We start from the raw sequence: 26,253 nt of genomic DNA on the forward strand, positions 1-26,253 counted from the left end.
CCCGTAAGATATGAATTGTATCTTACTAATGATATACATCTTTTCTGTCGCCTATGGCCACAATCATAATCAGTAATTTATCACCATCGATTTCGTACAGAATTCGATAGTTTCCAGCTTTAGCCCTAAAGACATGATCAAAACTTTTAAGTTTCTTGATTCCGCTCTGATATGGATCGGTAGCTAATGATTCTATTTTTGAAAAGTATCTGTTTTACTGCGGGAGCGGGTAGTTTTGAAAGCTCTTTTAAGGCACGCTTTTCATACCTTATGGTATAAACCATTAGATTTTTCCTTTTTTACGCAAAAATTCCATGGCCTCTTCCTGAGAAAGATACTCGCCATCTTTGCGCTCTTCGTAAAGGATTGTATCAACAAGGTCTTCTACCAACTCTGTTTTTGTGCTGGCGTTGATGGTAATACGTTTTACTTTCCCTTTTTGGGTGTATTCAGTTTTAATCCCCGCTAGTTTCATGATTTTTAAGTTTGTGTATAGCAAATTTAAGTGTTTGTAAATCAATATACAAAATCTATAACTTATGAAAAAAACTGCTTGTCTCTCTCATTTTCAAGAGAGTCAAGCAGTTTCCAAATAAATATTGAATTAGCAAGGTTTATTTAATCCCCTTCCCGGTAGCAGCCCAGTAAATCCCTCCGTAAAGGTGATCTAAAAACGACTGATCAGCGTAAACCAATCCGATGTGGCCCAGACCTGTGTAAAACGCACGGCCGCCGTCATATTTGTGATACCAGGCGATTGGATGGAAATCACCCATACCTTTGCCTTCGTTATCACCCCATTTGGTTTTGGGATCGTAGCTTTTTTCGTCCAGACCGATCAAAAATTTCAGATCGTTGGATTTGTATGGTTTCTGGTATTCGTACCATTCATCCGTCCAGAGCATTCTTTTTGGGAAACGCTCCAATCCCGGAAAATTGCTGTCTACAACATCCAGATAAGCCGTCTGCTGTGCCGGGTGAATTTTAAACATCATACCCACCATTTTGGTATACCATGGCCACTCGTATTCGGTATCGGCAGCGGCATGGATACCAACCCAGCCTTTGCCCGACTGGATGTATTTCTCAAAAGCAGCTTGTTGCTCGTCGTTCAAAACGTTGCCGGTTGTGTTTAGAAAAATGACAGCCGCATAATCTTTTAGCTGTTTTTCATTAAACACGGAAGCATTTTCCTGCCAATCCACCGTGAAATTGTGTCTCGCAGCAAGGTGCCTCACGCCATCCACACCCTCATGAATGGACTGGTGGTGAAAACCGTCTGTTTTTGTAAAGAGCAAAACTTTGAACTGTTGCGCATGAGCATAAGCCGCACTTAGGATGACAAGAAGCAGGGCCAGCGATTTTTTTAACATTTGAAATTAGAATTAAATGGTGTTTTAATATTCTGAATTCGAAAGTATTATTTCTGTTTTGAATTTAAATGCTTTTGATAAGATAAAGACAAAAAACCGGATCATTTTCCCATCACAAGCCGCGTTTGCGCACCGCCATTTTCGCCATCCAGCAACTGAATATTTAAGGCCGGATCTTTGAATAAATCACGGTCCACAGCCAGTGTGATCGTATGAACACCCTGGGCAAGATCTGCCGCCAGGTTCCGCTCGGTCAGTTTTCCGGGTTTCCCATTAATCCAGGCGGTAAGTCCCGCGGTTGCGTTCAGGGAAAGGTTTACATTTCCCTTCGTCACGACTTCGATTTCAAAACGAATGAAGCTGTAACGTTTGCCAGCGCCAACCTCGATAACCGGAAGTTCCTTCACCGGAAGATCACCGGCTACTTTGCTGTAAATAGGTTCAAAAGATACTTTGGCATTATCTCTGACCACATAACCCGGTCCGTCAGACAAAATCTTTTTAACCAGATCCTTGCTGGAAGTTACGGTGTTCCAGCGACGTACAAAGCGGGCAGTAGGTACACGGAATTTGCCGGATTCTCCCAGTTTTGAAAGGAAACCGATCAGGTTGATAAATTCCTCCTTGTCCAGGCTAGCTGTTAATCCCGGAGGCATCAGCGAGCCGGGTACTTTTTCCATCAGCTCCACCTGACTTTTAGGAATCGAAACTTCCTTGCCTGTAACATCGCGGATGATAATTTCAGAAGCACCGTCGCTGGCCAGATATCCCAGCAGTTCGCTGCCGTCTTTTTTCAGGACACGTTTGAGATCGTAACCTTCTTTAATGGATATGTTTGGATAAAGCACCGAGCGGATAATGGTTTCAGCCGGTGAGCTCGTACCGAGACTGCTCAAATCGGGCCCAATCCGGCCGCCGGCACCGCCAATGGCGTGGCAGGTCGTACAGTTCAGATCGGCTCTGCGGAAAATAAGTTCACCTTTTTCAGGATCGGCTTTGTCGGCAATGACCTTGGCCAAACCTGCAATGTCCTTGTCGTTAAGTTCCTGCGCCATTTTTTCGGCAGGCATCTTTCCGCCTGATTCTTCCAGCGCCGCTTTTAGCGCAAGTACGTCCGTCTGTCTTTGTCGGGTCCATATCACACGGGTCTGAACTAGCTGTCTGCCGGTTTTAGCCACCGCTTCGGGAATTTTTTTCGACGTAATGGCGTCTGTCAGCGCTACGGTGCCTGGTTTGTTGGATATCAATGCAAGAAAAATATCGGACATATCCGTGTCTGCGGGTAAGGTCCGCATCAGGTCTGTGCCAATGCGTGATGCTTCCAAAGGATTAAATGCTGCCAGCTGGGCTGCGGATATTACGCGTACTTCGGGAGCGTTTTTAGGTCCCGTCATGTCGGTCATCAATTTGATCGCCTTGTCTTTGTCAATGGAAGCCAGTGCGCCTAAAGCCGCTTTTTTCGTAGCTGGCGTTCCTGTTTTGATCAACGTGGTTAAACGGTCATTTAATGGATCCAGTTTCCATAACCCTGCCAGTCTGATGGCCGTCAGGTTGATCGCTTCATCTTCATTGCCAATAAAACCAGCGATACGTTCGGGATTTTTATCCGGACTCATTTTCCGCTGGCGGGCTGCATCTTCGAGTGCAGTCAGTTGGGCAATAAGGCTTTTGCTTTTATTCAGAACAGCCAGATCCAGCAATGTGTTCAGGTCAGCCATTTGTCCTGATTTGGCAATAGCACTGAGCACATTTTTCTGATATTCTTCGGGAACCTGTCCTTTTTCGTAAATTTTTACCAGCTGTGAAACGGCTTCCGGTGTGCTCACCGATTTCAAGGCGAAAACTGTTTTCCTGGCGTCTCCCAAATAATTAGGATCCGCTTTTAAACGGGCCATCCACAAAGGCTGTAATTCACGCGTTGTTTGCCAAAGTGCATAATCCAGGAATTCGTCCATTTGAAAATCCAGCGCTGTTAACGCCGTTTTAGCAGCGTCGGCAGTGTTGGTTTTTCTTAGTGCAATAACTGCTTCCATACGCACCTGCGCATGTTTGTCCGTAACGGCCTTGGCAAGAATCGCCGGCACGTTGGATATTTTGCGATGCCAGAATTGCAGCGCGCGTAAAGCCGAGGAACGTGCATTGTGACTTTCTGCATTGATCAGACTAAGTAAAAGCGGCTCATTTACAGTATCCAGTGCCTGATACACCCAAAGTGCTTCGAGTAAGTTATGTTCATAATTTGCATCTTTTTTATCCAAAGTGCTCACCCATTTTTGCAATACCGGAATCACTTCTTTGGTACCACGTTCTTTCAGAACCTGTTTTGCATTGGAACGGGTTAGGTCTTCGGGTACTTTAAGCGCTTCTAAAAGTTCGGGAATGGAGGCATTCTGCAACTTTGGTGTTTTGATAAGCGGACGGTTTTTCGCGACTACACGCCAGATCCGTCCATGTTCCTGATCGCGGCGGGGATCAAAGAAATCCACCTCGCCATGCTGGATAATCGGGTTATACCAGTCGGCAACATAAATGGCTCCATCTGGTCCCACGTTGATATCCACAGGACGAAATGCGACATTATCCGTCCACATCAGGTCTTCCATTTGTTTGGAAGCATAACCTGCGCCTTGCTCTTCTAACTTGAAACTGTTGATCCTGTTCGCACGGAAATCATTGGCAATCATTCTGCCCTGCCATGCATCCGGTAAATGTCTTCCTGAAATCACATCCAGTCCGCTGTGTTTGGGTTGTCCCGGATTCAAACCTCTGATAATCCTTTCAGCCCCTTGCGTAGCGGCAAAAGCCGCTCCTGGAAAAGCATAATTGATACCTTCACCACCGGCGCCATCCGTAAGGAATGATTGTCCCCAACGGTCAAACTGCAATCCCCAGAAGTTAATACCACCGCGTGCATACACATCCAGTTCCAGGGTTTTAGGATTTAACTGCCAAACACCACCGGCTTCCAGACGTTTCGTCCCAAAAGGTGTTTCCACGTGGCTGAAAATATATATCGACTGATTGAAATACATTTTTCCCTCCGGCCCCCAACGGAACGTGTGGATCAGGTGATGGGCATCGCCCGTTCCGAAACCATTTAAAACCCTGCGTTTCTTGTCGGCCTTCCCGTCTCCGTCTGTATCGGAAAAATGGAGGATTTCTGTTGAATTGGCTACGTAAACGCCGCCGTCACCTGGTAAAATTCCCGTCGGGGTTAATAAACCTTCGGCGAAAATGGTCGTTTTGTCAGCTTTGCCATCATGATCGGTATCCTCAATCACGAAGATTTTATCATTGGCTTCTTCACCTGTTTTCAAATGTGGATAAGCCGTACTGCTGACAACCCATAACCGGCCGTCTGCGTCCCAGTTCATCTGGATCGGTTTCGCCACAAGGGGTTCAGCAGCCCAAAGGGTTACCTCGAAACCATCGGCGACGTGAAACGAGGCCAGTTCCTTTTGTACATCCGGATCCTGATTTTCTTTTCTGTTGTCCAGATGACCCGAAGAAGTGATAAGCAGAACCATCGGGATGATCATGATTCCGTAAAATGCCTTTTTATAGTTCATTGCGTTCATGTTTTGACAATAGGCTTTCAGTCGCATGGCAGAGCACAATCGGCTGTTGGCTTGGTTAATGTTGTAGTTTATGGTTTTAATATTTTATGTGTCAGGTTATTGGCGTTCGCCGACTTGCGATAGCTGATAGCTGTGCGCTTTCGGCGTACGGTCCAGGGCAATCTGACTTTCCAGAAATTTGATCAGAATACTCTGGTCATCCAGATCTTTCACGTGTTTTCCCTGCTCATAAGCTCTGAATCCGATAATATAGGTTTCGTTCATGGGGCGGTATTGAAAAAAGAACAGGTCGTTTTTTTTCACGATCATCCGGCGCAGCTGCTTAACCTGATCGGCCGAGATTCCGCGTTTGATGGTTACACCCTCTTCCCACGCTTTAGCCGAAGCCGTTACCAAATCGGAATCATCCGCTTTCAGCGTATAAAAACCCTTTTTCAAACCGGTAATTTTTATGATCTGTGCCTGATCTGCGACACCGCTGTATTGTGCAGGATAGGGAAGTGGCAGATAATCTTCCTGAATCGCAAATTTCAGGCCGGACAAATCGTTGCCGGGAGTCAGTTTTTTAGCATTAGCCGACAGCGCGATTCCTTGTTTTGAAATATTGATGGTCACGGGTTCAACACCTGATTTTAGACCCAGGCCTTTTTCCAGCATACCCGCCAGATAGTAATATCCGGTTTCGTTCAGGTGGATCCCGTTTTCCGTGATGGTTTCTTTTTTACTGATTTCCTGAAATGGTTTATAAATATCAATAAACTGCTTTCCCCGCGCAGAGGCGATTTGGGAAATGGCAGCAGCATAAAGTTGAATATCGGCGTTACGTTTGGCAGGGTTCAGGGTTGAATCGCTGCTAAGCACGGGAATGGGGGAAAGCAGGATGGTTTTTGCGCCCAGAGAGTCAATTTTATTAAGCAAATTGTTTAATCCCTTCTTAAAACGTGGCAGACCTTCCTCGCCGTCCTGAGCTTCAACACCCCCATAAGCCAGGAAAACGACCGTTGGCTGCGCTTTGGTAATGTTTTGAATCAGGTGGTCATAAGCGGTAGGCGGGTTGGTGAAAGTACTTCGCGCATCACCGAAAACATTATCTCCTGTCCAGCCCAGATTGCGGAAAGTCGCAAAACGGTCATGGAATCTTGTGGTAAGCGCGAGTTCGAGATAACCATACTGAAAATCGTTCTCGAAGATAGAATTTCCAAGGAAAACAACTCTGTCACCGTCTTTGAGCTCAAAAGCTTTTCCGGATTGGTTTTGAGCAATAGCCGTTTTATAAAGTAGGGAAATGAACAATAATAAAATATAACCGGTACAGGTCGATATCTTAAGCTTTCTCATGCAATTTGGGATTAGATAATTTCCGGAAAACAAAGCACAGTGCAAATGACATTGCGCGAGGAATAAAGATGTGCTGGTGACAATTCCTACTCAAAAAAGTGCATATGTTTTATCTGCATGATGATTTTTGCCAGAAAACGTTTATCCGATCATCAGTCTTGTATTGTCTGGTGGGGTTATGGGGAAATTAAAAATCCTGTTTAACATAACCCGAAGGTGTCGTTAAACAGGATTGAGATGAGAATTGCACTATCGGTTGATCAAAAAGGTAAATGATTTTAATTTTTGACCGTTGTCTATGGTGAGATAGTACATGTGGTCGTGATACTGATGAAGCGGCAGATTGTAGTATTGGTCATTTACCGTAATTTTCTGAATTACGTTCCCATTAACATCTGAAATTTTAATTTTTGAACCGGGTGTTAAGTCCATGAGATGTATCTCATGGTCCGCAGGGTTTGGATACAATACCGGTGTCAATGGATTCATTTTGAACGTTATTCCTTTAATTCTTGTGAGCTCCGATGTGCCATCGCGGTCAACCTGGTTAATCCTGTAATAATTTATGCCGGACAATGGGCGGTCATCAGTGAACTCATATTTGACCAGACTAGCCGATTCTCCTCTGCCTTCGATCATACCGATTTTGGAAAATACCATCGCATCATTGCTCCGCTGTATTTCAAAATAGCCGTTGTTTTGTTCCGCGCTGGTCGACCAGGAAACGAGCACTTTGTTTTCTTTTTTATTTACCTCAAATGAGTTGTAAGTTACCGGCAGCGGCGCGCAGGTGAGGCTGCTGATGGTGGCAATGTCCGAGTCCATCCAGGCAAGGTGCTGTTGAATCCACGTTTTTAAATAATCGACCTCTTTGTCATGGGTGTTGCCGGCTAAGGTATAGTGTTCGTTAAACATGATGCCTGTGGTCAGTATGTTCCATTTCGTAAAGTTTCTGTTGATCGCGCTATTGGCTGGGACACTGCCTTTTAAGGTGGCTCTTTGCGTTTCAATGAAAGCCAGCACATTGGCGTCGCTCCACTGGCTAAGGCGCAGTTGCTTGTAACGGGCGATTACTCTTTGTACGAAATAGCAATCATTTAAGACTTTTTCGGGCCAGGAAACGGTTAATGGAGGCCTGTCGGGACAATAGGTGTTGAATTTCCAGGCCCAGGTTCCGTCCGGTAAAACGGAGGGTTCGTAGCACCATTGGTGATTTCCCATGGATTTGTCAAAATCCCAGGGACCGCCGAGATTCAAAAGTCCGCCTTCGTCATCTCTTTGTTTATAGAAAAAAGTACTGGCACGCCAGTTATCCGAGTTCTTGGTGAATTCCTGAAGCAGCAGATAATCAACCATGGAATCCACATTGAGGTATTTTCTGTAACCAGTCAAGGGGTCATTGGGTGTTGCGCCGTTCAATGCCGCTTCGAAATTGTTTACAAAAGTCCTGATGTAATTGAATTGGGCGTCCCGGTTGGTGATGTTGGTATACTTTTCGAGCTTGGGGTATTCTACATGGAATATCGGTTTGGGATTGGAAGGGTTGTTATTGGGTGAAATGTTGGAATTCCATTTCATGTCTTCATTTTCTCCCACTTGCAAGAGATAACCGCCTGATATTTTTAAAGCATCCGTGTCGGTTTCGCCAAGCTTTTTCATGACGATTCGGTCGGCTCCCCGTTTGACTTTTTCCATAAAAATGTAAACCCCCATGTATCGCATGGAGCCCTCTGTGTTCAGGAATACTTCGACATATTTGGTGCGCGAAGCATAGCGGCCTGTTTGCCTGAACATTTCCTGGGCAAGTACTTCCCGGATAAAGGATTTATCACCATAACAGGCATTGAGTACCCAATCGGATTCGGCTGGAAAACCCAGCAGAGATACGTCCGCTGATGTCTCGAATCCATAGGATTTTTTAGGCCACTGGACAGAAGTATTGCCCCTGATTTCAATGCCTATGGTGCCTTCATACTGATAGGTGTTGGTTCCTCCGATGGTATAACTGTATGATCCGGCCACTTCTGCCGAAATTTTAAATGTTGCCGGTATTTTGGGATCATTAGGTATCTCGGGCCCTCCGGGATCAATAACAAATATGGGGATATTGGATGTGATCGAGGTTTGGGCGAAACAGGGACAGGATAAGAACAGCAATATGATTAATCCGGCGGTTTTGTGAAGACCAAACATTTTGGTCCTCTGATGAGCATGTAAAAGAGTTTCCATAAACATGTAGCGTTAAATTGCATAAATTCACTGGGTTAAATTCATACTAAATTTACACTTTTTATGGGATGAATTTATTCCTTTTACACTTGTTTTTTATAGTAATTATTTAAAGGTGATTTATCTATCGGTTTCTGGTAGTCAATAGCTTATAAATAAAAATGAGAGATTTTCGCCAGGGGAAATCTCTCATTTTTATAAGCCTTTAACGACGACTCATTATTTGACAATATTAACAGGAGTCCCTCCGATAAAGGCACTCAGATTATCGGCCACCATTTGCAATAACCTTTTACGGGCTTCAAAAGAGGCCCAGGCGATATGCGGCGTTATCACACAATTTGGCGCTGACAACAATGGGTTGTCCGCAGCGGGTGGCTCGGCGGAAAGTACATCGAGACCGGCACCGGCTATCATTTTATTTTTTAAAGCCTGCGCCAGATCTGTTTCGTTGATTAAAGGGCCGCGGCCGGTATTGAGCAAGTAAGACGTCGGTTTCATCCATGATAGCCTTTCGCTGTTGATCAGCGCTTTGGTTTCGGGTGTTAAAGGGCAATGCAGGCTGATCACGTCACTTTGGCGGAACAATTCTTCCAGAGAAACCATCGTGATATCCTGGTTTTGTGTCTGTCCAGGATTTTTACGGTATGCGATTACTTTCATGCCAAAAGCCAAAGCAATTTGTGCTACCTGGGAGCCAATATCACCCAGACCCACCAGTCCGATGGTTTTTCCTGCCAGTTCCACAAGCGGTGTTTTCCAATAACAAAAATCTGCCGATGCCGACCAGTCTCCGTTCGACACACTCTGGCTGTGTAGCTCAATGTGATTAACCAAAGCCAGAAGCAGCGCAAAAGTATGCTGAGCCACGGAAGCAGGGCCATATGCCTTTACATTGGTGACAAGGATGCCTTGTTTTTCTGTTGTTGCCGTGTCAATATTGTTGTAGCCCGTTGCGCAGACCCCGATGTATTTGAGTTTGGGTAAATGGCTTAATATGGCTTCACTAAGCACGACTTTATTGACCAGTACAACATCAGCCTCACGGGCTCTTTCCACGATCTGCTCGGGCGCGGAACGGTCGTAAATGGTCACATTTCCTAGCGCGTGGATGGGAGACCAATCCTGATCGCCGGGGTTTAAGGTATATCCGTCGAGGATGACAATGTTCATAAACTAAATGGTTATAATGCTTATTTTAAATACGGACTTTCTTGAATAAAGGGTGGGTGTTAAGCGATAAATATCTGTAACTATCTTATAGACAGTTGGTTTATGGTATTGAAATTTTGAAAATACCTGGTTTAACTTTTGAAATTACATAAAAATCCCTCCCGGCATGATCAGTGCCAGGAGGGATTTTTTATAAGACTCAGGTGTTGTACCCTAATTTTTAGGTTCTCCGCCAACTTTTCCTGCACCGGCCCCCTGCCGTTGCATAGGGTTTTGCTGAGGGCGTGTTTGCGACTGTTTAAAGATCTGGAAACGTGTTGGTTTGGCTACCCGCGGATATGCGTTGTTTTCCGTATCGATATCGGCAATCTGGTAGTAAGGATCCAGCGTCCACTGAACCACTTTCTTCGATGTTGATACTACCTTTGAAATCTGTTGGTCGTTGAAACGCCAGATTTCGGCCGGATAGGTTACCAGCGAATCGGTTCCGTCCTCGAAACTCATTTTGATAATGACAGGCATCGGCAAACCTCCTTTATTCTTGATGGATAGCGTATAGAAATTGGTATGGCTCTGAACCAGTTCTTTCTCTCCGGGCGATAAACTGGCAAGATATTGTTCATATTTCTGCTTGTCGGCGTCCGTTACTTTGTAGGGGTCGTACGTGTTATAAAAATCCGCCATGGTAGGATCTTCCGCAACTACTGTTTTAGACTTGTCGGCAGCATCCCGGATCTTGCTGATCGTTTTTGCTTTGGCAGCGGCCTCTTTACGGGCCAGTTCTTTTTCGATTTCTGGGTTTTGGGTAGCAATGCTAAACCAGTTGACCGTTACCAGATCCTGATCAACAGGTTCTACACCATAGAACCAGCCTTTCCAGAACCAGTCAAGATCAACGCCGGAAGCGTCTTCCATGGTACGGAAAAAGTCGGAAGGGGTTGGACTTTTGAATCTCCATCTCGTTGCGTATTCTTTAAAAGCATGGTCAAACAGCTCACGGCCCATAACGGTTTCACGTAAAATATTTAACGCGGTCGCCGGTTTTGCATAGGCGTTAGGGCCGAGTCCGATCACGTTTTCAGCCGATGACATGATCGGGGATAATACCGATTTGTCCGAAGACATATAATCCGTGATGAACATAGGCTCGCCGCGGCGTGTCGGATAGTTGTAATCCCATTCCTTTTCGGCAAGATACTGGCAGAAAGTATTTAAACCTTCGTCCATCCAAGCCCATTGACGTTCGTCAGAATTCACGATCATCGGGAAAAAGTTGTGACCAACTTCGTGGATGATTACGCCGATCATGCCATATTTCGTTTGCTCGCTGTAAGTTCCATCTTCTTCCGGACGACCGCCATTGAAGCTGATCATCGGATATTCCATACCGCCACCCGAGGTTCCGTGGCAGGAAATAGCCACGGGATAAGGGTATTCGAAAGTACGGTCACCGTAAGATTTCAAAGTATGGGCAACCGCGCGGGTTGAATATTGTTCCCAAAGCGGATTGCCTTCTTTGGGGTAAAACGACATACACCAGATCTTGCGGCCGTTTTTGTAGACATCACTTTGCATGGCATCCCAGATAAATTTCCGGCTGCTTGAAAACGCAAAATCACGCACGTTATCCGCTTTGTAGATCCACGTCTTTTTACCAACTGATTTGTTTTCACGTTTTTCCGCTTTCTCGGCTTCGGCCTGGGTAACAATGATTACCGGGGTTTTTGACGTTTCCGCTTGTTTTAAACGTTGTTTTTGCGTGGCAGTTAATACCTGCGCATAGTTCTGGCATTCACCGGAAGCGGCAACGATATGGTCGGCCGGGGTGGTGATGGCTACATTGTAGTTCCCAAAGATCAGTGCGAATTCGCCTTGTCCGAGGAACTGCTTGTGGTTCCATCCGTTTACGTCATCATAAGGTGCAAGACGGGGAAACCAGTGCGCGATAAAGTAGTTTGCGTTACCATCTTTCGGGAAAAACTCATAACCGCTGCGTCCGTAATATTCTGTGATGTTATACGCCCAGTCTACACCGAAAACAATACTCGTACCGGGTTTCAAAGGCGTTGGCAAATCAATACGCATCATCGTGTTGTTGATGGTATAATGCAGCGGATTGCCCGCTTTGTCCTTTACTTTGGCAATTTCATAGCCATACTCAACTTTTGGGTCGAGGGTAGAGCCACGGCCATTGTTCAATCCCTGAAGCTGAGTGGGGGTCATGCCTTTTTCATTAATGCTTCCGGTACGGCTTGCTGCACCAATACCATCTTTTTTGAAAAGGTTTTGCTCCAATTGCAGCCAGATGTATTTCAGTTCGTCCGGAGAATTGTTAAAAAAAGTAATGGTTTCAGAACCGATGATCCGACGTTTTTCGTCGTCCAGCTCGACCTTAATGTCATAGTCCGCACGCATCTGCCAGTACTCCTTGCCGGGAGCTCCGGATGCAGTCCTGTAGGTGTTCGGGGTAGGAAGTACAGTCCCCAACTGCTCGAAGCGGTCGTTGGCTTTGTAGTTTGGTGAAGTGGGGAGCTGCTGGGCTTTAATAGCCATTGCTAAGAGCAGCAAAAAAGGTAATAAGAGGTTTCTCATAGGTAATCGGTGGTGTTGTTCAATAAACGCAGGTTTAATTTACAGATAATCCGAGTATTTCTCTAAAAAGCTGATTGTTAATGATAAGCGATATTGCCATACCAACAATTATTCCTGATAAAATATCATTCCATCTCAATTTTGACAAGCGGAATAACTCAATGGCGGCGAACGCAATGCTCAGCACGACGAAAACGATAATAAGCTGCCCCAGCTCCAGTCCGACATTGAAGCCCAACAAAGGTTCGACGATGTCTGCCTCTTTACCCAGTAAGGCGCGTAAGTAATTGGAAAAACCTAACCCGTGAATGAGCCCGAAAGTAAGTGCAAGCGGATAGCGCGGACTGTAAGATTTTTCCTTGATGTAGGAGCTTTTAGGCGTTGTATGGAAAAAATTGAGGACTGCAGTGATCAGGATGGTGATCGGGATCAGCAGCTCGATTACCGCAGGATTCACGGAAACAAGCCCCAGGGTAGCAAGGGCAAGTGTGATCGAGTGCCCGATCGTGAAAGCGGTGACGAGAATAATTACTTTTTTCCAGTCAATCAGCGTGTAAATGGTACACAGCGCAATAATGAAAAGAATGTGGTCATAGCCGTTGGAATCCGTAATGTGATCGAAACCCAGTTGAAGATAAGCTTGAAATTCGGACATGAAAAGGTAATTTGTTAAAGTGGGTTAGTCGAGCAGGATGTGACGACAGGTAAACTTGTCAAAACAAAGTTCCGAATATATTTCATTCGGAGAAGGAAAACAATGTTTGGGTAGAAATGAGGCGTATTTTAAGAAAACTGTCGCCAAACAACAAAAAAGACCGGAAGCATGCGCTCCCGGCCTTTTCAAATTCTGACACCAATTATATAAGATTGTTATTTCTTTAAGTCGTAGTTGGTATTTTGTGGATCCCAGTTAGCCCAGGTAGCAGTCCAGTCTGTTGTTCCAAATGCACCAGCGTAAGTAGTTGCTTCGAAGCCGGCAGGAAGCGTAGCGCCCGCTGTCAACAAAGGAGAACCTGCACCTGGAAGAGCATTTGGTTTTGCACCAAGCTTATTGAATGTTGCATCCATTTTAAGATCAGCAGTGGCAAGGATTGCATTTTTTGCACCAGCAGCTTTGAAAAGAACGTCAGTGATTCCTTCAACCTGAACTTTTGCAGTCGTAGTCAAAATCGTACCATCCATTTTTATCAAACCAGATGTGAAATTGGCAATAGTCAAATCGTTTTCAACACGCAAACCTGAACGTGGCCATGCCCCTGTGAATACGCTATTGTAAATCGAAATAGCTGAGTTGCGACGAATACGCATCGCAGAAGCAAATTTGGCATCTGGTGTTCCGTCACCCATCGCAACAGTAACGTTTGCAAATTTAGCAGCAGTTTGTGGCGTAGCTGTGGTTCCATTGGCGTCGTTATCTGATTCAAATCCGTTTGAATCACCAGCCTGATCTGCAATGGCAGGGTCACGAAGGATGAAACCGTACTGGATCAATCCGCTGAAACCATTGTCAGTATCGAAATCGTCATCCAATCCACGGTAAGCGATCAGGTGTTTTGCATTTACAGTGCCACCAAACCATTCGAATGAATCATCTCCACCGTAAGAAGCCTGTACGTAATCTATTTTAGTTCCCGATCCAACACCTCCGAAAGTGAAGCTGTTGATTTCTTTGTTTGTTTCGTAAGCGATACCAGCGAACTCAACACGAACATATTTCAATTCACCAGAGTTGTCAGCAACATCTGTGCCTCCAAAAGTTGATTTTTCTTCACCTTCTACCACAGCCGGAGTTTTGTTAACCGGTGCTTTTCCTAAAAGAACCAATCCTCCCCAGTCACCTGCTTTACGTTGGCCAATTGGTTGGTTGGAAGTAAAAACGATAGGTTTTTCAGCTGTACCAACGGCAATGATTTTAGCACCTGGTTTAATGAAAAGAGCACCTTTTGAAGCTTTGTCTCCTTTAATGATTGTACCTGGCTCAATCGTAAGTGTTGCACCTGCTTCAACATAAACAAAGCCGGTTAGTAGGTATTGATCTGTTGCTTTCCAGGTTGTATTGGTCGTAATGCTTCCGGAAACAGTATTTAATGTACCTGGAACAATTACCACCGGTGGTATCGGATCATCGTCATCATCGTCATTGTTACAAGCTACAAAACCTGCCATAACTAACCCGATCATCAACAGGCTGAATAATTTGCTTACTTTTTTCATACAATTCGTTGTTTACTAATTGATTGCTTTGTTAGAAAATGGTGATATTAAAATTTATAGGTAAGTCCAATTGTTGAGTACGTACCGCGACGATATTTTTGGTAGCTCTCATCAACTTTGGTGATTTTTCCGTCAAGATTACTATCCTGGATTAAGCGGAATTGTTGGTTAAGAAGGTCCTGAATCCCAAGTTTCAGTTCTATATGCTGACCGATCGCTTTGATGATGTTAAGGTCTATTACGTTACGTGGCATTTCGTAAACGGTCGGCTGAACTGCCTCATCTCCTACAAGGAATATTCTCTTTCCAATCACATTGTAAAGTGCATTCACCTGTAAGCCAAGAGCAGGCTCAGAGTAATAAATGCCCGTGTTAATCAGGTAGGGAGATTGTCCTTGTAATTGTCTGTTTGCTTCCTGACCGGCAAATCCTGTTAAAACATCACTCTTGATGACCGACGCATTCAGCACAAGCATCAGGTTGTTTACAAAGGCTGAGTTGGTAACTTCTTTAAGTGATTTGCGGACTTCAAGTTCTGCACCGTAGGCATAGGCACTTTTAGCGTTGTCAACCGAGAAAGTAACATTTGAACCTGAATATCTTACACGAGACTCGATCGGGTTTTTGAAATGTTTGTAAAAACCTGCGATGGAGATTACCTCACCGTCTTTTGGATAGAACTCATAACGCAAGTCAATGTTCTGGATGGATGGAGTTTTCAGATTAGGATTTCCAACACGCGATACATCGAAATTGAAATCATAATAGTTAAATGGAGCCAATTCACGGAATTCAGGTCTGTTTACTGTGATGCTGTATGCCAGACGAAGCAGGGATTTTTCTGTGAAGTTATAGGCAAGATTTATGGATGGAAGTGCGCGGAAAATTGGGTTGTTCACTTTCACTTTTGCTCCCGCACCTCTTTCCTGGCTTTGTAATTCCTGACGGTTAAATTCACCGCGGAAACCAACGGAAGCATTAAATCGGGTTGTAAATGGCAGGTATGCGCCTACATAACCAGCTGCAAGTAAGTTTTGAGCTTTATACTTATCATCCGTATTGGTATGCTCTACATAATATAGTTTATCAGCAGCGATGTTTGATTTGTTAAAAAACTGATCAGGCGTGCTATTTAAAATTTCAGACGAAACGCCTCCCGGGTTGTTAAGGTTGAACCAGCGTGCATTGAAAATACGGTCTTTGTATTCTGCCATACCGCCTGCACGCAGTTTGATCTGCATTTTTTCATCTCCTTCATAACCTCTTCTGTTGATACGGTGTTCGATATCAGCGCGGAATGAGCTAGCATATTCATTCAGTTTCGAAAAGAAACGTGCATTACGTGTTAAACTGGCACCACTTCCCTGTAAAGTTTCGATAACGAACGGGTCGTTTGAGCCAATGTTACGACTGGAAACAAAGCGGCGGAAATCAGGTTCGTCACGGTGAGTCCATCCAAAAGCACCCGTCCATTTGACCGTGGTTGCATCGGATACATCGTGCGTGCCGCTCAACTGGCCTGAATAAATACTTTTTGATTCGTATCTGAATGCATAATTCTGCACTTCACGACCGTTGTCATTGCTATATCCCTGACGGTAGGTTGTTTCCTTGTTGCTAAGCTGGTTGAATAAATTGCGGAATTCGATTTTGTGATTCGGGTTGATAATAAATGCCCAGTTCGACATTGCACCCAAACGGGTGTTCTGTCCCAAAAACTGGTCTCTATAATTCAACTGAATTTCAGATGCTTTTTTTGTCGCGTCATAGGCCAGGTAGCGGAACTGCTCGGTTGGCATGAACTGTGTTGTATGCGTGTAATTGACGTTGTTGAAGGTTGTCAGTTTTTTGTCGCCGACATTCATGCTTCTGTTGTAACCAACCGCCAGGCGAAGATCGGGACGAATATTTTTCGTTTGCAGGTTATAAAAATCCGTTAGGTTACGGAAGGCATTTAATGTTCTGTCAGACGGCGTATTTTCGTTGATGATCGTTTTTGTTTTTGGAAAGTTTGACGGCAGCACGCGATCTTTTGAACCAAATCCGATCCAGTCAAGCGAACCTCCTTTGTAATCTTTGGCATCGCGGAAAGTCGTTCCACCACGGAATGAAGTAGACGCGTTTACCGTAAAGCCATTCTCATCCGGAATAGTCTTCGTATAAATCTTGATCACACCACCCGCGAATTCTCCCGGCAAATCAGGTGCTCCTGACTTGTAAATCATAATACGGTCAATCGCCGAACTGGGAATTAGATCGAAGGAGAATGATTTAACGTCAACTTCTGATGAAGGCGTTATAGCGTCATTAAGCATTACTGTGTTGTAACGCTCATTTAATCCGCGAATAATGACGAAACGGTCATCCTGAATGGATACTCCCGGAACACGACGAACGACCTGCGACGCATCTCTGTCCTGTGATTTTTGAATTTGCTGCGCAGAAATACCAACGGCAATTTGCTCTGCTTTTTTTATTTCAGTGATAACAGAAACGTCGGTGAACGTCTGACGCTGGCCTACAATTTTAACCTCTTGGAGGTTTGCAACATCTTCTTCAAGCGTTGCGTTGATAAGAACTGCCTGATTTGGATAAACAGTAACCTCAATTTCTTTGTTTTTGTAAGAAATGTAGCTTACAATGATTGTATGTTTCCCGGTTGGGATATTGTGAATGTCAAATTTACCTTCCGGATCTGTTGCGGTACCTATTGGAGGTGTTGTGCCTTTAAGAATAACGCTGGCACCGATGATGGTTTCTTTAGACTTGGCGTCTAAGATTGTCCCTTTAATTGATCCTGTTTGAGCGTGAGCGAGTGCAGCAGAAAAAAAGACAAAGAGAAGTGCTAAAAATTTCGAGTTCATATTTTAACGTGTCAGAAATAATTGTTTTCGACAGCAAAAGTAGACTCCCAATATTACCTCAGTGTTATCTCAATATTATGGCTTGGTTATTTAAGATTAGTGATTGTCGCTGTAAATCAATAAATTACAATGTGTGTGGTATTTATTCGACAAAATATAATCCGTTTGCCTGAACGGATTGCTTTTGTCGCCCGTCAGGCTCATTCGGCGATACCGTTTCCTTTACTTGTTTTGAAATTTTCAAGATCATAAACATAGCCGTTGATCACGGCGTACTTCACAATATTGTTTTTCTTCAATAGAAATGTACCCGGACTCCCCAGTTCAGGCGTGCCGGCTGGTGGTGTTTTTCCATTCCTTAAAATATGAAACGGCTGGTCATAAACGGCGGACAGCAATTTTAGATCATTTTCCGGAGCGGCAAACTTTACATAGGTATAACCCTGCTTCATCAGGTTTTTTGCATCGAGTTTTTGTAGTTCCTGCACATTGGACAGGGTGGTCGGATAAACTTTTCCGTTTTCCAGCACAAGTCCCGAAGCATTGATTTCCTCTGTTCCGAAAACAGTCGATAAGTCGCCGTATTCTTCCACTCTCGCTGCGTAAAAGAACTTGGTAGCCTGTGCATAATTAACCTCATTGCGGTTGATACCAAGGTCGGAAAGATAGGTTTTTCCATCTTTATTCATGGTGGCGCCACGTACGATCAGGTCGTAAAGTGACCGTCCATTTTCAGGAATAGTTTCATAATGGTCTTTATTTTCCCGGGCATAACTCCTTTCGGAAATGGCTTCGAATGCCGTTAACAAGGACATGAAGTTTAGTTTTCGGATGTATTGTTTTTCAGGATCACCGGCATATCCGCCAGACTCGATCAATATTAAAGTTGTTCCCCATTTTTGAAAATTATCCCCAAATGCACGGGGTTCATGGTCATCGGCGTACCTGCCAACCTGTCCCGGGATAAATTTTTGCAGGTTACGGTTCATCTTCACAATCAGCTGCATCGATTTTTCTCTGACGGCATTGATGGATCTTGGATAATCGTAAGCCGTAGCTAAAAAAGAAACCGTCGCTTTTTTCTCTGACCGACCAGCGGAATATCTTGGACTTTGGTCATGCAGATTGAACCCAAATTCAGGCTTGATCGTGTTTTGCAGCGCTTTCAGGATTTTTGCTTCGGGTGCCTGAAGAAACACGGCATCCCGGTTTAAGTCAAATCCCTGCGCATTTCTTCGCTGGTATCTTTCGGCGCCATCGGGATTGAGCATCGGCACGAAATAGATCGTGGTACTGTCCAGAATGGTTTTGCGCAGCTTATCAAAGCCATCGTTTTTGCCTTCCAGAAAGTTGAAAATATCAAAAGTTGCCATCGTTGCGGTTGGTTCATCGCCGTGCATCTGCGACCAGGCCATGATCTTATGCGGACCCTTTCCCACTTTGATCATCGTAATGCTGCGCCCTTCAAAGGATTCCCCGACTTTCGAGATTTCATAGGTTTTATTGTTGTTTCTTTTGTTAATCAGCGGCTGAATATCCTGATGCTTAAAACGTCGGTTGGTCAGAGCGGTTTCCTTGTATTTGTCGTGCGACTGCATGAGTCTTTCCGCCAGATCCGTGGATTGGGAGAAAGTCTGTGCGATGAGGACAAGACTGATCAGCAGGGTTGACAGGTATTTCATGGTGCCGTTAATTTTAAAAGTATTTTAAGTAGCTGTTGGCAATTAGCTATATGCAATTAGCTCAATGACCGGATGATTAATAGCTTATTATAAAAATCAATAATGTAAACTAATTTTTGACTACTACTTATTCGACAATCCCATTATAAAAAACAGGCTTTTCTGCTGATAAATCATACACAAACCCATTCACCACGGCAAATTTTACTTCTCCGTTTTTAGTCAGAATAAAAGTAGCTGTGTCTTCAAAAGTAGGTGGGGAAACCGGCTCCGGTTTGTTCCTTAGTATTTGCAAAGGAAGTTCCGTTGCTGAAATCCCTGATGTTGAAGCGTCGGGCTCCATTTTTATAAAAGTATAACCTTCTTTAAGCAACGCCCACGGATCGAGCTTATCCAGTTCATTGATTTCCTGATAAGATACAGGAAGAGTTTTGCCTTTTTCCAAAGTATAACCGGTGGCATCAAATTCTTCGCTTCCAAAAAAGATAGAAAGATCTCCATACTCCTCGATCTTACTGTGATAGAAAAAATTCGTAGCGTCTTCATCATTGACCTCGATACGGTCGATACCCAGATCGGTCTGGAATGTTTGGCCATCCTGCGTAACCGTGACGTTTTTGATCAGCAAATCATAGATGTAACGGCTGTTTTCGGGCAGCGCATAATACGTTTCCCGGCCTTCGTTAATAAATGAATTTTCGGCAATGGCGTACAATCCTGATAAAATGGACATGAAATTCAGCTTCCGGATGTATTGTTTTTCAGGATCGCCGACATATCCGCCGGATTCGATCAGTATTAATGTCGTTCCCCATTTTTGAATATTATCCCCAAAAGCCCTTGGTTCATAATCTTCGTTCCAGCGGCCCACCTGATTTGGGATATAATTTTGCAGCATCCGGTTCATCCCGGCAATTACCTGAATCGCCTTTTCACGTACGGTATTTACATTCCGTTCCTGGTCATAAGCCGTCGCCAGAAAGGAAATTGTTGCCAGTTTTGAAGTATTGCCAACGGAATAACGTGGATTTTTATCATGTAAGTTAAAACCAAATTCCGGCTGCAGTGTTTGCTGCAAGGTTTTTAAAATCCGTGATTCAGGAGCTTGTAAATGCAAAGCGTCCCGGTTGATATCGATATTCTGAGCATTTCTTCTCTGGAAACGATGGGCTCCGTCGGGGTTGAGCATCGGGACAAAATAAAGCGTGGTCTCGGATAAAATGAGTTTTCTTGCTTCATCAAAAGAATCATTTTTACCTTCCAGAAAATTCAGAATATCAAAGCAGGCCATCGTGGCAGTGGCCTCATCACCGTGCATCTGCGTCCATAGTAAAATTTTACGTGGCCCGTTACCGGTTTTAATATACTGTATCGGCCGCTCCTCAAAGGATTCGCCGACCTGTTTGATTTCATAAGCAGGGTTTTTCCGTCGTTTGTCAATCAAATCATTTACAGCGTCTTGTTTAAAGCGCCTCTTGGTTAAGGAAGTTTCCCTGAAAAGCGGATAAGCAGTATACAGATTATTTTCGAAAGTGGTTTTCAAATTCATGAATCGGGATTGGGCAAACTTGTAAAATTAAATATATCAGGCAGTTGATAAATTATTTTGTATTCCTGAAACAAAAGTAAACACATTCCGTAAAACCGGTCGTACAATTTCTTCATGTTTAATGCAGATTTTTTGCAGAAATTGTTCCATTCTCTAACAAAGTTTTCTTATCTTTGCCCCATGTTAAGAGCTGAAACATATCATCATTTTCATCAAAACCATTTGGTTTCCGGGCGTCTTGGGTGATGTGTTTTTGCAAGTAGTGTTGTAATAAGGTTGAATACATAGTATCCCAGAAGCCCGATTCCGTAAACGAATCGGGCTTTGTTTTTTCTGGTGTATCAGATTTTAGCTTTGTCAGTGCTCATGTTTTTAAAATTTAACAGTCTTCCGGCTAAAATCTAAATCCGAAACGAATGAAAACCGTTATTATCAAGTACAATGCGGGAAATGTGCAGTCGGTGATGTATGCGCTCGACCGAATTGGCGTTGATTATTTATACACAGATGACGAAGCAGAAATACGTTCTGCGGATAAAGTGATTTTTCCGGGGGTGGGGGAAGCAAGTACCACAATGCATTATTTGCGTGAAAAAGGACTGGATAAAATCATTCCTTCCCTGAAACAGCCGGTATTGGGTACCTGTGTTGGCATGCAGCTGATGTGCCGTTTTTCAGAAGAAAATAATACGACCTGTATGGGTATTTTTGATGTCGATGTAAAACGTTTTCCGGCAACACCGGGTATCAAGGTGCCGCACATGGGCTGGAACAATATCACCAATTACAAGTCAGATCTGACAAAAGGTCTGATCGACAACGCCTACGTTTATTTCGTTCACAGTTATGCGGCGCCCGTGTGTGAATACACCGTTGCCACCTGCGACTACATCAGCCCATTCAGTGCGATGTTGCATAAAGATAATTTCCATGCAGCCCAGTTTCATTGTGAAATCAGCGGTGACGTCGGACAAAAAATATTAGAAAACTTCCTAAAACGCTAACGAACCAGGCCTGAAAGGCCGCTATACCTTAACGCAGGCCATCGGCCTGAGACTATGATCCAGATAATTCCAGCCATAGACATGATCGACGGAAAGTGTGTCCGTCTAACCCAGGGAGATTACGGTAAAAAAACGATATACAATGAAAACCCTCTGGAAGTAGCCCTGGAATTCCAGGATGCAGGTTTAACCCGATTACATTTGGTAGACCTTGACGGAGCGAAAGCGAAAAAGGTTGTCAATTGGAAGGTACTTGAAAAAATCGCAACCCAAACCTCTCTGCATATTGATTTTGGCGGTGGCGTCCAATCCGAGGAAGATATCCGCGTAGTATTTGAAAGCGGAGCAAAACAGGTTACCGGCGGCAGTGTGGCCGTGAAACAACCGGCATTATTTAAAAACTGGCTGGAAGTTTATGGCGGAGATAAAATCATCTTAGGCGCAGACGCTAAAAACGAAAAAGTAGCGGTAAGTGGCTGGGAAGAAGGAACCGAACTCTGGGTTTACGATTTCGTAGAGGAATATGTAGACAAGGGCGTCAAATACACCATCAGCACCGATGTTGCCAAAGATGGACTGTTACAAGGACCATCCTTTGACCTGTATAAAAATTTGCAGGAGAAATGTCCGGATCTGCATATCATTGCCAGCGGTGGCATCAGCGGCCTGGAAGATGTGGAAAAACTTGCTGAAATGAATATCTACGGTGTTATTATAGGGAAGGCGATCTACGAAAACCGGATCAGTCTGGCCGATCTACAACGATTTTTAGCTTAAAATTATGCTGACAAAACGCATTATACCTTGCCTGGACGTAAAAGACGGACGCACCGTTAAAGGAGTAAATTTTGTAAACCTTCGTGATGCCGGTGATGCTGTCGAACTTGGCGCGCTTTACGCGGCGCAGGGAGCGGACGAACTCGTTTATCTCGATATCGCAGCCACAGTTGAAGGCCGGTCAACTTTTATTGATCTGGTTCGGCGGGTAGCGCACACCATCAATATTCCTTTTACTGTGGGTGGTGGAATTTCCTCGATCGCTGATGTTTCGGCATTATTACATGCGGGCGCCGACAAGGTTTCCATCAACTCATCGGCCGTGCGTAACCCGGATCTGATCAACGAGCTTGCGCTGGAATTTGGAAGTCAGTGTATTGTCGTGGCCATCGATACGCGTTGTGTGGAAACCAGTGCAGGTGTTTTTGAGCATATCGTTCATACGCACGGCGGAAGAAAACCGACCGAACTTCGCACAATTCCCTGGGCGAAAGAAGTGGAAGAACGCGGAGCAGGTGAGCTTTTGCTGACATCCATGGATACGGATGGTACTAAAAACGGTTTTGCACTGGAATTGACTTCGACAATTTCGGCCAATGCCAACATCCCCGTAATCGCATCGGGAGGTGCCGGAAATATGGAGCATTTTTACGATGTTTTTACAGAAGGAAAGGCAGATGCGGGACTGGCCGCGAGTATTTTTCACTTCCGTGAAATAGATATTCCTGATTTGAAGCAATATTTACAGAATAAAGCGCTTCCGATGCGCATGACAAAATAAATTCACTGTCGTTGATGACGGCCCAAATTTTACTTACAACCTTATACAATGAGTAACGAACTTTCAACCATAGATTTTACCAAGTCGTCCGACGGGCTTGTTCCGGCTGTTATCCAGGATGCTAAAACCTCAGTTGTTTTAATGCTGGGTTACATGAATAAAGATGCTTTTGACAAAACACAGGCGGAAGGTAAAGTGACCTTTTTCAGCCGTAGCAAACAGCGTCTCTGGACAAAAGGTGAAACATCGGATAATTTTCTTTTCGTGAAAGAAATACTGGCTGATTGTGACGGAGACACCATCCTGATCAAAGCCGAGCCTGCCGGGCCAACTTGTCATACTGGCGATGATACCTGTTTTGGGGAAAAAAATAACGGCAATACCCGGATCGGGGAAGCAGCGTTCCTCAATTATCTTCAGAAAGACATTATCCGCGACAGAAAACTTAATCCTTCCGACGATTCTTACACAAGCAGCTTGTTTAAAAGAGGTGTGAATAAAATTGCACAGAAAGTAGGGGAAGAAGCCGTTGAGGTTGTTATTGAAGCGAAAGATAACGATGATGGGCTCTTTAAAGGAGAAGTGAGCGACTTGCTTTTTCACCTGCTGGTGCTTTTGGAACAAAAAAACATTGACTTAGACGAGGTAATTAGCGTACTTCGTAGCCGTCACTCATAAAAACCGAAGCCATATGAATTTATTAATACGCCTTCTAATCAGTACATTGGCCATTGTCGTTGCATCAAAGCTCGTTCCGGGCGTTATCGTCGATAGCTGGACGACCGCCGCAGTTGTTGCCATTGTTTTAGGGATTCTCAATACATTTCTCAAGCCGGTGCTTCAGATTCTTGCGCTGCCGATCACCATTCTGACGCTTGGGATTTTCTATTTTGTAATCAACGTATTCATTATTTATCTGGCTACTTATCTGGTTGATGGTTTCGCGGTAAGCGGATTTATATCGGCCTTGATTTTTGGTCTGGTCGTTTCAGTAGTTTCTGCGATCCTTGGTATGTTTTTAGATTAGTATTCCGTTTGGATACTAATGTCAGGTCAAACCACTTGCAGTGCAAATTACACGCCTATGTTTAACCAACTTGAAGAAATTAAGGATACGCTTTTTAAATATTTCGAAACAAGGATCGATCTGTTTAAAATTGAGACAAGAGATAAAATAGAACGCATGGTCGTCATGGCCGTGTATGCTTTGCTCGTGCTGAGCGTCGCCCTTGTCGTTTTTATTCTGATTGTCATTTTACTGGGGACTTTTTTGAATAAATGGCTGCAAAGCGATTATCTGGGTTACCTGATTTTACTGGGTATTTTTATAATCAAGTTAATCCTGACAATCAGTTTCAGAAAGCAGCTGGTAGGTTTTATTCGTAATATAATCATTCGTTTTGTTCAGATAAAAGAGGATTAAGTCCCGGGAAGGTTGCCTGTGGAAAAGATAGTTTTCCCGGGAATTACTATTTTTGGGTATCTTAATGGTTACTTATGAGCAATGCTTTAATATAGATTCATGATATGAGTAGTTCTCCGATAGATTTATCTGTAAAGTTGTCGAAACCATTCTCATCAGATACAGATGCTGAAAAAGAGGATTTGCTGAAGGAGGCGCATCTTTATCGTGATAAGCTTGAGTTGCAATGGGACGACCTTAAAAAGGACGCAACCGATTATGGCAAGCAGGCTTTGATCATTGGCGGTGTGATTGCAACCACTTATCTGGTGATGGAAGCGGTGCTTCCGGATGCCAAAAAGAAAGAAAAAGGAATAATTGAGCCTGAAAAGCCGGAAGCACAGCGTGCAGTTCGCGAAAAGAAAAGTAATTTTGCGATAGGTGAAGTCGTACAAAGCTTAGTATGGACATTGGCAGTGGGATGGGCGCGCCAAAAGCTAAAGAATTTTATTGCAGATGATCAAGAAGCGGATGAAAATATCGAATCATAAAATAGCAGACCTCCTTACAGCCAGAAAAGAAGAGAAAAGAAAATCTTTCGCTGTCCTTCTGGATCCTGATAAAGTGGACTTTAACACTTTTTCGGCGTTTCTCAGCAAAGCCGTTGAAAATGAGGTCGACTTTTTTTTCGTAGGTGGCAGTCTGATTACAAATTATGCCATTGATCAGCTGATAGCAGCTATTCAGGAACAAACCAATATTCCAACGATACTTTTTCCGGGAAACAGTCTGCATATTGACCCCTCGGCGGATGCTATTTTATTATTGTCTCTTATTTCGGGAAGAAACCCGGATTTTCTGATCGGGCAGCATGTGATTGCCGCACCGATGTTAAAGAAAAGTGGCATAGAGGTATTGCCAACAGGGTATATGCTGGTTGAAAGCGGCAAGCTTACAACCGTTTCCTACATCAGCAACACCACGCCGATACCGCATGATAAGGCTGCTATTGCCGCTTGTACGGCCATGGCCGGTGAGATGTTAGGTCTGAGAAATATTTTCCTGGATGCAGGAAGCGGAGCACAAATACCGGTTTCGGCAGAGATGATTGCCGCCGTTCGTGCAGCGGTTGATACCCCCATCATTGTAGGCGGAGGAATAGATTCAAGTGAGAAAGCTTTGCTTGCCTTGCAGGCCGGCGCGGATGTGGTTGTGGTGGGTAATGGAATAGAACAAAACCAAAATCTGCTTCCTGAGGTAGCGGCCGCCGTCAAAATGTTTAACCTCCAATTGGAAAAGGTTTACTAGACTTAGGGGGTAATATATTGTACTAAAGGAAGGGGTTTCATTATTTTCTAAGGAAATTTTAAGTTCTTGGAAAAATACAATCCAAAATATTGGGATAATTGAAACTTATCATGCTATCTTTGTAGCGAACCTTAATTACACCCAAGAAATGAAAAAATTCGTAGCATTTGCGTTTGTTGCCGGAATGGTAGCTTTCGCTTCTTGTACAAGCAAGCCAAAAGAAGAAGCAGCTGATTCTACTGCTGTAACTGTTGAGACTCCAATCGTTGATACTGTTGCTGTTGATTCTGTTGCAACAGATACAGCTAAAGCTGATTCAGTGAAATAATTTTGAGCTCTTGTTGAAAATTACTGAAAAGCCTTATTTATAAGGCTTTTCTTTTTTTATT

At 44.0% G+C, this 26,253-nt stretch carries 22 protein-coding genes; 9 read left to right on the forward strand and 13 right to left on the reverse strand.

What is annotated here, in order from left to right; all coding sequences use genetic code 11:
- Nucleotides 1-25: 25 nt before the first annotated feature.
- The 13 genes from RB622_RS30390 to RB622_RS22760 all read right to left on the reverse strand — a co-directional run bounded on the left by RB622_RS30390 (nt 26) and on the right by RB622_RS22760 (nt 20,592).
- Entirely contained in the window at nt 26-196 is a 171-nt protein-coding gene (locus RB622_RS30390) for a type II toxin-antitoxin system RelE family toxin (RefSeq protein WP_409021828.1), read from the reverse strand.
- Nucleotides 197-283: 87 nt separating this feature from the next.
- On the reverse strand, nt 284-475 hold the full coding sequence (locus RB622_RS22705; protein WP_308048983.1) for a hypothetical protein: 192 nt from the start codon (nt 473-475) through the stop codon (nt 284-286).
- 139 nt (nt 476-614) lie between these two features.
- Nucleotides 615-1,373 carry a ThuA domain-containing protein gene (locus RB622_RS22710; RefSeq protein WP_308048984.1) on the reverse strand — a complete coding sequence of 253 codons (759 nt, stop codon included), beginning with the start codon at nt 1,371-1,373 and terminating at the stop codon, nt 615-617.
- Between the two features lie 101 nt (nt 1,374-1,474).
- Complete coding sequence (locus tag RB622_RS22715; RefSeq protein WP_308048985.1) at nt 1,475-4,942, reverse strand: PVC-type heme-binding CxxCH protein; 3,468 nt, start codon at nt 4,940-4,942, stop codon at nt 1,475-1,477.
- A gap of 105 nt (nt 4,943-5,047) precedes the next feature.
- Nucleotides 5,048-6,289 (reverse strand): GDSL-type esterase/lipase family protein, encoded by a 1,242-nt coding sequence (locus RB622_RS22720; RefSeq protein WP_308048986.1) that lies wholly within the window; start codon nt 6,287-6,289, stop codon nt 5,048-5,050.
- Nucleotides 6,290-6,538: 249 nt separating this feature from the next.
- Nucleotides 6,539-8,518, reverse strand: coding sequence for a CotH kinase family protein (locus tag RB622_RS22725; protein ID WP_308048987.1), 1,980 nt, complete (start codon nt 8,516-8,518; stop codon nt 6,539-6,541).
- 219 nt (nt 8,519-8,737) lie between these two features.
- On the reverse strand, nt 8,738-9,691 hold the full coding sequence (locus tag RB622_RS22730) for a D-2-hydroxyacid dehydrogenase (RefSeq protein WP_308048988.1): 954 nt from the start codon (nt 9,689-9,691) through the stop codon (nt 8,738-8,740).
- Nucleotides 9,692-9,904: 213 nt separating this feature from the next.
- Nucleotides 9,905-12,283: a M1 family metallopeptidase gene (locus RB622_RS22735; protein WP_308048989.1), complete on the reverse strand. Its 2,379-nt coding sequence runs from the start codon at nt 12,281-12,283 to the stop codon at nt 9,905-9,907.
- Between the two features lie 34 nt (nt 12,284-12,317).
- Nucleotides 12,318-12,938 carry a HupE/UreJ family protein gene (locus tag RB622_RS22740; RefSeq protein WP_308048990.1) on the reverse strand — a complete coding sequence of 207 codons (621 nt, stop codon included), beginning with the start codon at nt 12,936-12,938 and terminating at the stop codon, nt 12,318-12,320.
- 215 nt (nt 12,939-13,153) lie between these two features.
- Nucleotides 13,154-14,497: a T9SS C-terminal target domain-containing protein gene (locus RB622_RS22745; RefSeq protein ID WP_308048991.1), complete on the reverse strand. Its 1,344-nt coding sequence runs from the start codon at nt 14,495-14,497 to the stop codon at nt 13,154-13,156.
- Between the two features lie 47 nt (nt 14,498-14,544).
- The gene (locus RB622_RS22750; protein WP_308048993.1) at nt 14,545-17,361 is read right to left on the reverse strand and encodes a carboxypeptidase-like regulatory domain-containing protein; all 2,817 of its coding nucleotides are present in this window, start codon (nt 17,359-17,361) and stop codon (nt 14,545-14,547) included.
- A gap of 200 nt (nt 17,362-17,561) precedes the next feature.
- The gene (locus tag RB622_RS22755; protein WP_308048994.1) at nt 17,562-19,043 is read right to left on the reverse strand and encodes a M14 family zinc carboxypeptidase; all 1,482 of its coding nucleotides are present in this window, start codon (nt 19,041-19,043) and stop codon (nt 17,562-17,564) included.
- A 127-nt stretch (nt 19,044-19,170) separates the two neighbouring features.
- On the reverse strand, nt 19,171-20,592 hold the full coding sequence (locus RB622_RS22760; protein ID WP_308048996.1) for a M14 family zinc carboxypeptidase: 1,422 nt from the start codon (nt 20,590-20,592) through the stop codon (nt 19,171-19,173).
- Nucleotides 20,593-21,008: 416 nt separating this feature from the next.
- On the opposite strand from RB622_RS22760, the gene hisH reads away from it, so the two are divergent.
- The 9 genes from hisH to RB622_RS22805 all read left to right on the forward strand — a co-directional run bounded on the left by hisH (nt 21,009) and on the right by RB622_RS22805 (nt 26,192).
- A complete protein-coding gene (gene hisH, locus RB622_RS22765) occupies nt 21,009-21,596 on the forward strand; it encodes an imidazole glycerol phosphate synthase subunit HisH (RefSeq protein WP_308048997.1) in 588 nt (195 codons plus the stop codon).
- Nucleotides 21,597-21,650: 54 nt separating this feature from the next.
- Nucleotides 21,651-22,373 (forward strand): 1-(5-phosphoribosyl)-5-[(5-phosphoribosylamino)methylideneamino]imidazole-4-carboxamide isomerase, encoded by a 723-nt coding sequence (hisA, locus tag RB622_RS22770; protein WP_308048999.1) that lies wholly within the window; start codon nt 21,651-21,653, stop codon nt 22,371-22,373.
- 4 nt (nt 22,374-22,377) lie between these two features.
- Complete coding sequence (gene hisF / locus RB622_RS22775) at nt 22,378-23,154, forward strand: imidazole glycerol phosphate synthase subunit HisF (protein ID WP_308049000.1); 777 nt, start codon at nt 22,378-22,380, stop codon at nt 23,152-23,154.
- Nucleotides 23,155-23,202: 48 nt separating this feature from the next.
- Nucleotides 23,203-23,832, forward strand: a complete 630-nt coding sequence (hisIE, locus tag RB622_RS22780) for a bifunctional phosphoribosyl-AMP cyclohydrolase/phosphoribosyl-ATP diphosphatase HisIE (protein WP_308049001.1) — start codon at nt 23,203-23,205, stop codon at nt 23,830-23,832.
- Nucleotides 23,833-23,845: 13 nt separating this feature from the next.
- A complete protein-coding gene (locus RB622_RS22785; RefSeq protein WP_308049002.1) occupies nt 23,846-24,181 on the forward strand; it encodes a phage holin family protein in 336 nt (111 codons plus the stop codon).
- A gap of 57 nt (nt 24,182-24,238) precedes the next feature.
- Nucleotides 24,239-24,577 carry a phage holin family protein gene (locus tag RB622_RS22790; RefSeq protein WP_308049005.1) on the forward strand — a complete coding sequence of 113 codons (339 nt, stop codon included), beginning with the start codon at nt 24,239-24,241 and terminating at the stop codon, nt 24,575-24,577.
- Nucleotides 24,578-24,681: 104 nt separating this feature from the next.
- On the forward strand, nt 24,682-25,107 hold the full coding sequence (locus RB622_RS22795) for a hypothetical protein (RefSeq protein ID WP_308049006.1): 426 nt from the start codon (nt 24,682-24,684) through the stop codon (nt 25,105-25,107).
- The gene (locus tag RB622_RS22800) at nt 25,088-25,864 is read left to right on the forward strand and encodes a geranylgeranylglyceryl/heptaprenylglyceryl phosphate synthase (protein ID WP_308049008.1); all 777 of its coding nucleotides are present in this window, start codon (nt 25,088-25,090) and stop codon (nt 25,862-25,864) included. Before RB622_RS22795 ends, RB622_RS22800 begins: the two co-directional genes overlap by 20 nt.
- A 148-nt stretch (nt 25,865-26,012) precedes the next feature.
- On the forward strand, nt 26,013-26,192 hold the full coding sequence (locus tag RB622_RS22805; protein WP_308049009.1) for a hypothetical protein: 180 nt from the start codon (nt 26,013-26,015) through the stop codon (nt 26,190-26,192).
- Nucleotides 26,193-26,253: the final 61 nt, after the last annotated feature.

It is taken from the genome of Dyadobacter sp. LHD-138, assembly GCF_030929615.1.
In the GTDB taxonomy this organism is placed as follows: Bacteria; Bacteroidota; Bacteroidia; order Cytophagales; family Spirosomataceae; genus Dyadobacter.

Coding starts and splice junctions, on each gene's coding strand:
- RB622_RS22745 (WP_308048991.1), bottom strand. CDS start 14,497: ATGAAAAAAGTAAGCAAATTATTCAGCCTGTTGATGATCGGGTTAGTT.
- hisA (WP_308048999.1), top strand. CDS start 21,651: ATGATCCAGATAATTCCAGCCATAGACATGATCGACGGAAAGTGTGTC.
- RB622_RS22785 (WP_308049002.1), top strand. CDS start 23,846: ATGAATTTATTAATACGCCTTCTAATCAGTACATTGGCCATTGTCGTT.
- RB622_RS22710 (WP_308048984.1), bottom strand. CDS start 1,373: ATGTTAAAAAAATCGCTGGCCCTGCTTCTTGTCATCCTAAGTGCGGCT.
- RB622_RS22740 (WP_308048990.1), bottom strand. CDS start 12,938: ATGTCCGAATTTCAAGCTTATCTTCAACTGGGTTTCGATCACATTACG.
- RB622_RS22795 (WP_308049006.1), top strand. CDS start 24,682: ATGAGTAGTTCTCCGATAGATTTATCTGTAAAGTTGTCGAAACCATTC.
- RB622_RS22800 (WP_308049008.1), top strand. CDS start 25,088: ATGAAAATATCGAATCATAAAATAGCAGACCTCCTTACAGCCAGAAAA.
- RB622_RS22750 (WP_308048993.1), bottom strand. CDS start 17,361: ATGAACTCGAAATTTTTAGCACTTCTCTTTGTCTTTTTTTCTGCTGCA.
- RB622_RS22725 (WP_308048987.1), bottom strand. CDS start 8,518: ATGGAAACTCTTTTACATGCTCATCAGAGGACCAAAATGTTTGGTCTT.
- RB622_RS22755 (WP_308048994.1), bottom strand. CDS start 19,043: ATGAAATACCTGTCAACCCTGCTGATCAGTCTTGTCCTCATCGCACAG.
- RB622_RS22790 (WP_308049005.1), top strand. CDS start 24,239: ATGTTTAACCAACTTGAAGAAATTAAGGATACGCTTTTTAAATATTTC.
- hisIE (WP_308049001.1), top strand. CDS start 23,203: ATGAGTAACGAACTTTCAACCATAGATTTTACCAAGTCGTCCGACGGG.
- hisF (WP_308049000.1), top strand. CDS start 22,378: ATGCTGACAAAACGCATTATACCTTGCCTGGACGTAAAAGACGGACGC.
- RB622_RS22805 (WP_308049009.1), top strand. CDS start 26,013: ATGAAAAAATTCGTAGCATTTGCGTTTGTTGCCGGAATGGTAGCTTTC.
- RB622_RS22720 (WP_308048986.1), bottom strand. CDS start 6,289: ATGAGAAAGCTTAAGATATCGACCTGTACCGGTTATATTTTATTATTG.
- hisH (WP_308048997.1), top strand. CDS start 21,009: ATGAAAACCGTTATTATCAAGTACAATGCGGGAAATGTGCAGTCGGTG.
- RB622_RS22760 (WP_308048996.1), bottom strand. CDS start 20,592: ATGAATTTGAAAACCACTTTCGAAAATAATCTGTATACTGCTTATCCG.
- RB622_RS22735 (WP_308048989.1), bottom strand. CDS start 12,283: ATGAGAAACCTCTTATTACCTTTTTTGCTGCTCTTAGCAATGGCTATT.
- RB622_RS22715 (WP_308048985.1), bottom strand. CDS start 4,942: ATGAACTATAAAAAGGCATTTTACGGAATCATGATCATCCCGATGGTT.
- RB622_RS22730 (WP_308048988.1), bottom strand. CDS start 9,691: ATGAACATTGTCATCCTCGACGGATATACCTTAAACCCCGGCGATCAG.
- RB622_RS22705 (WP_308048983.1), bottom strand. CDS start 475: ATGAAACTAGCGGGGATTAAAACTGAATACACCCAAAAAGGGAAAGTA.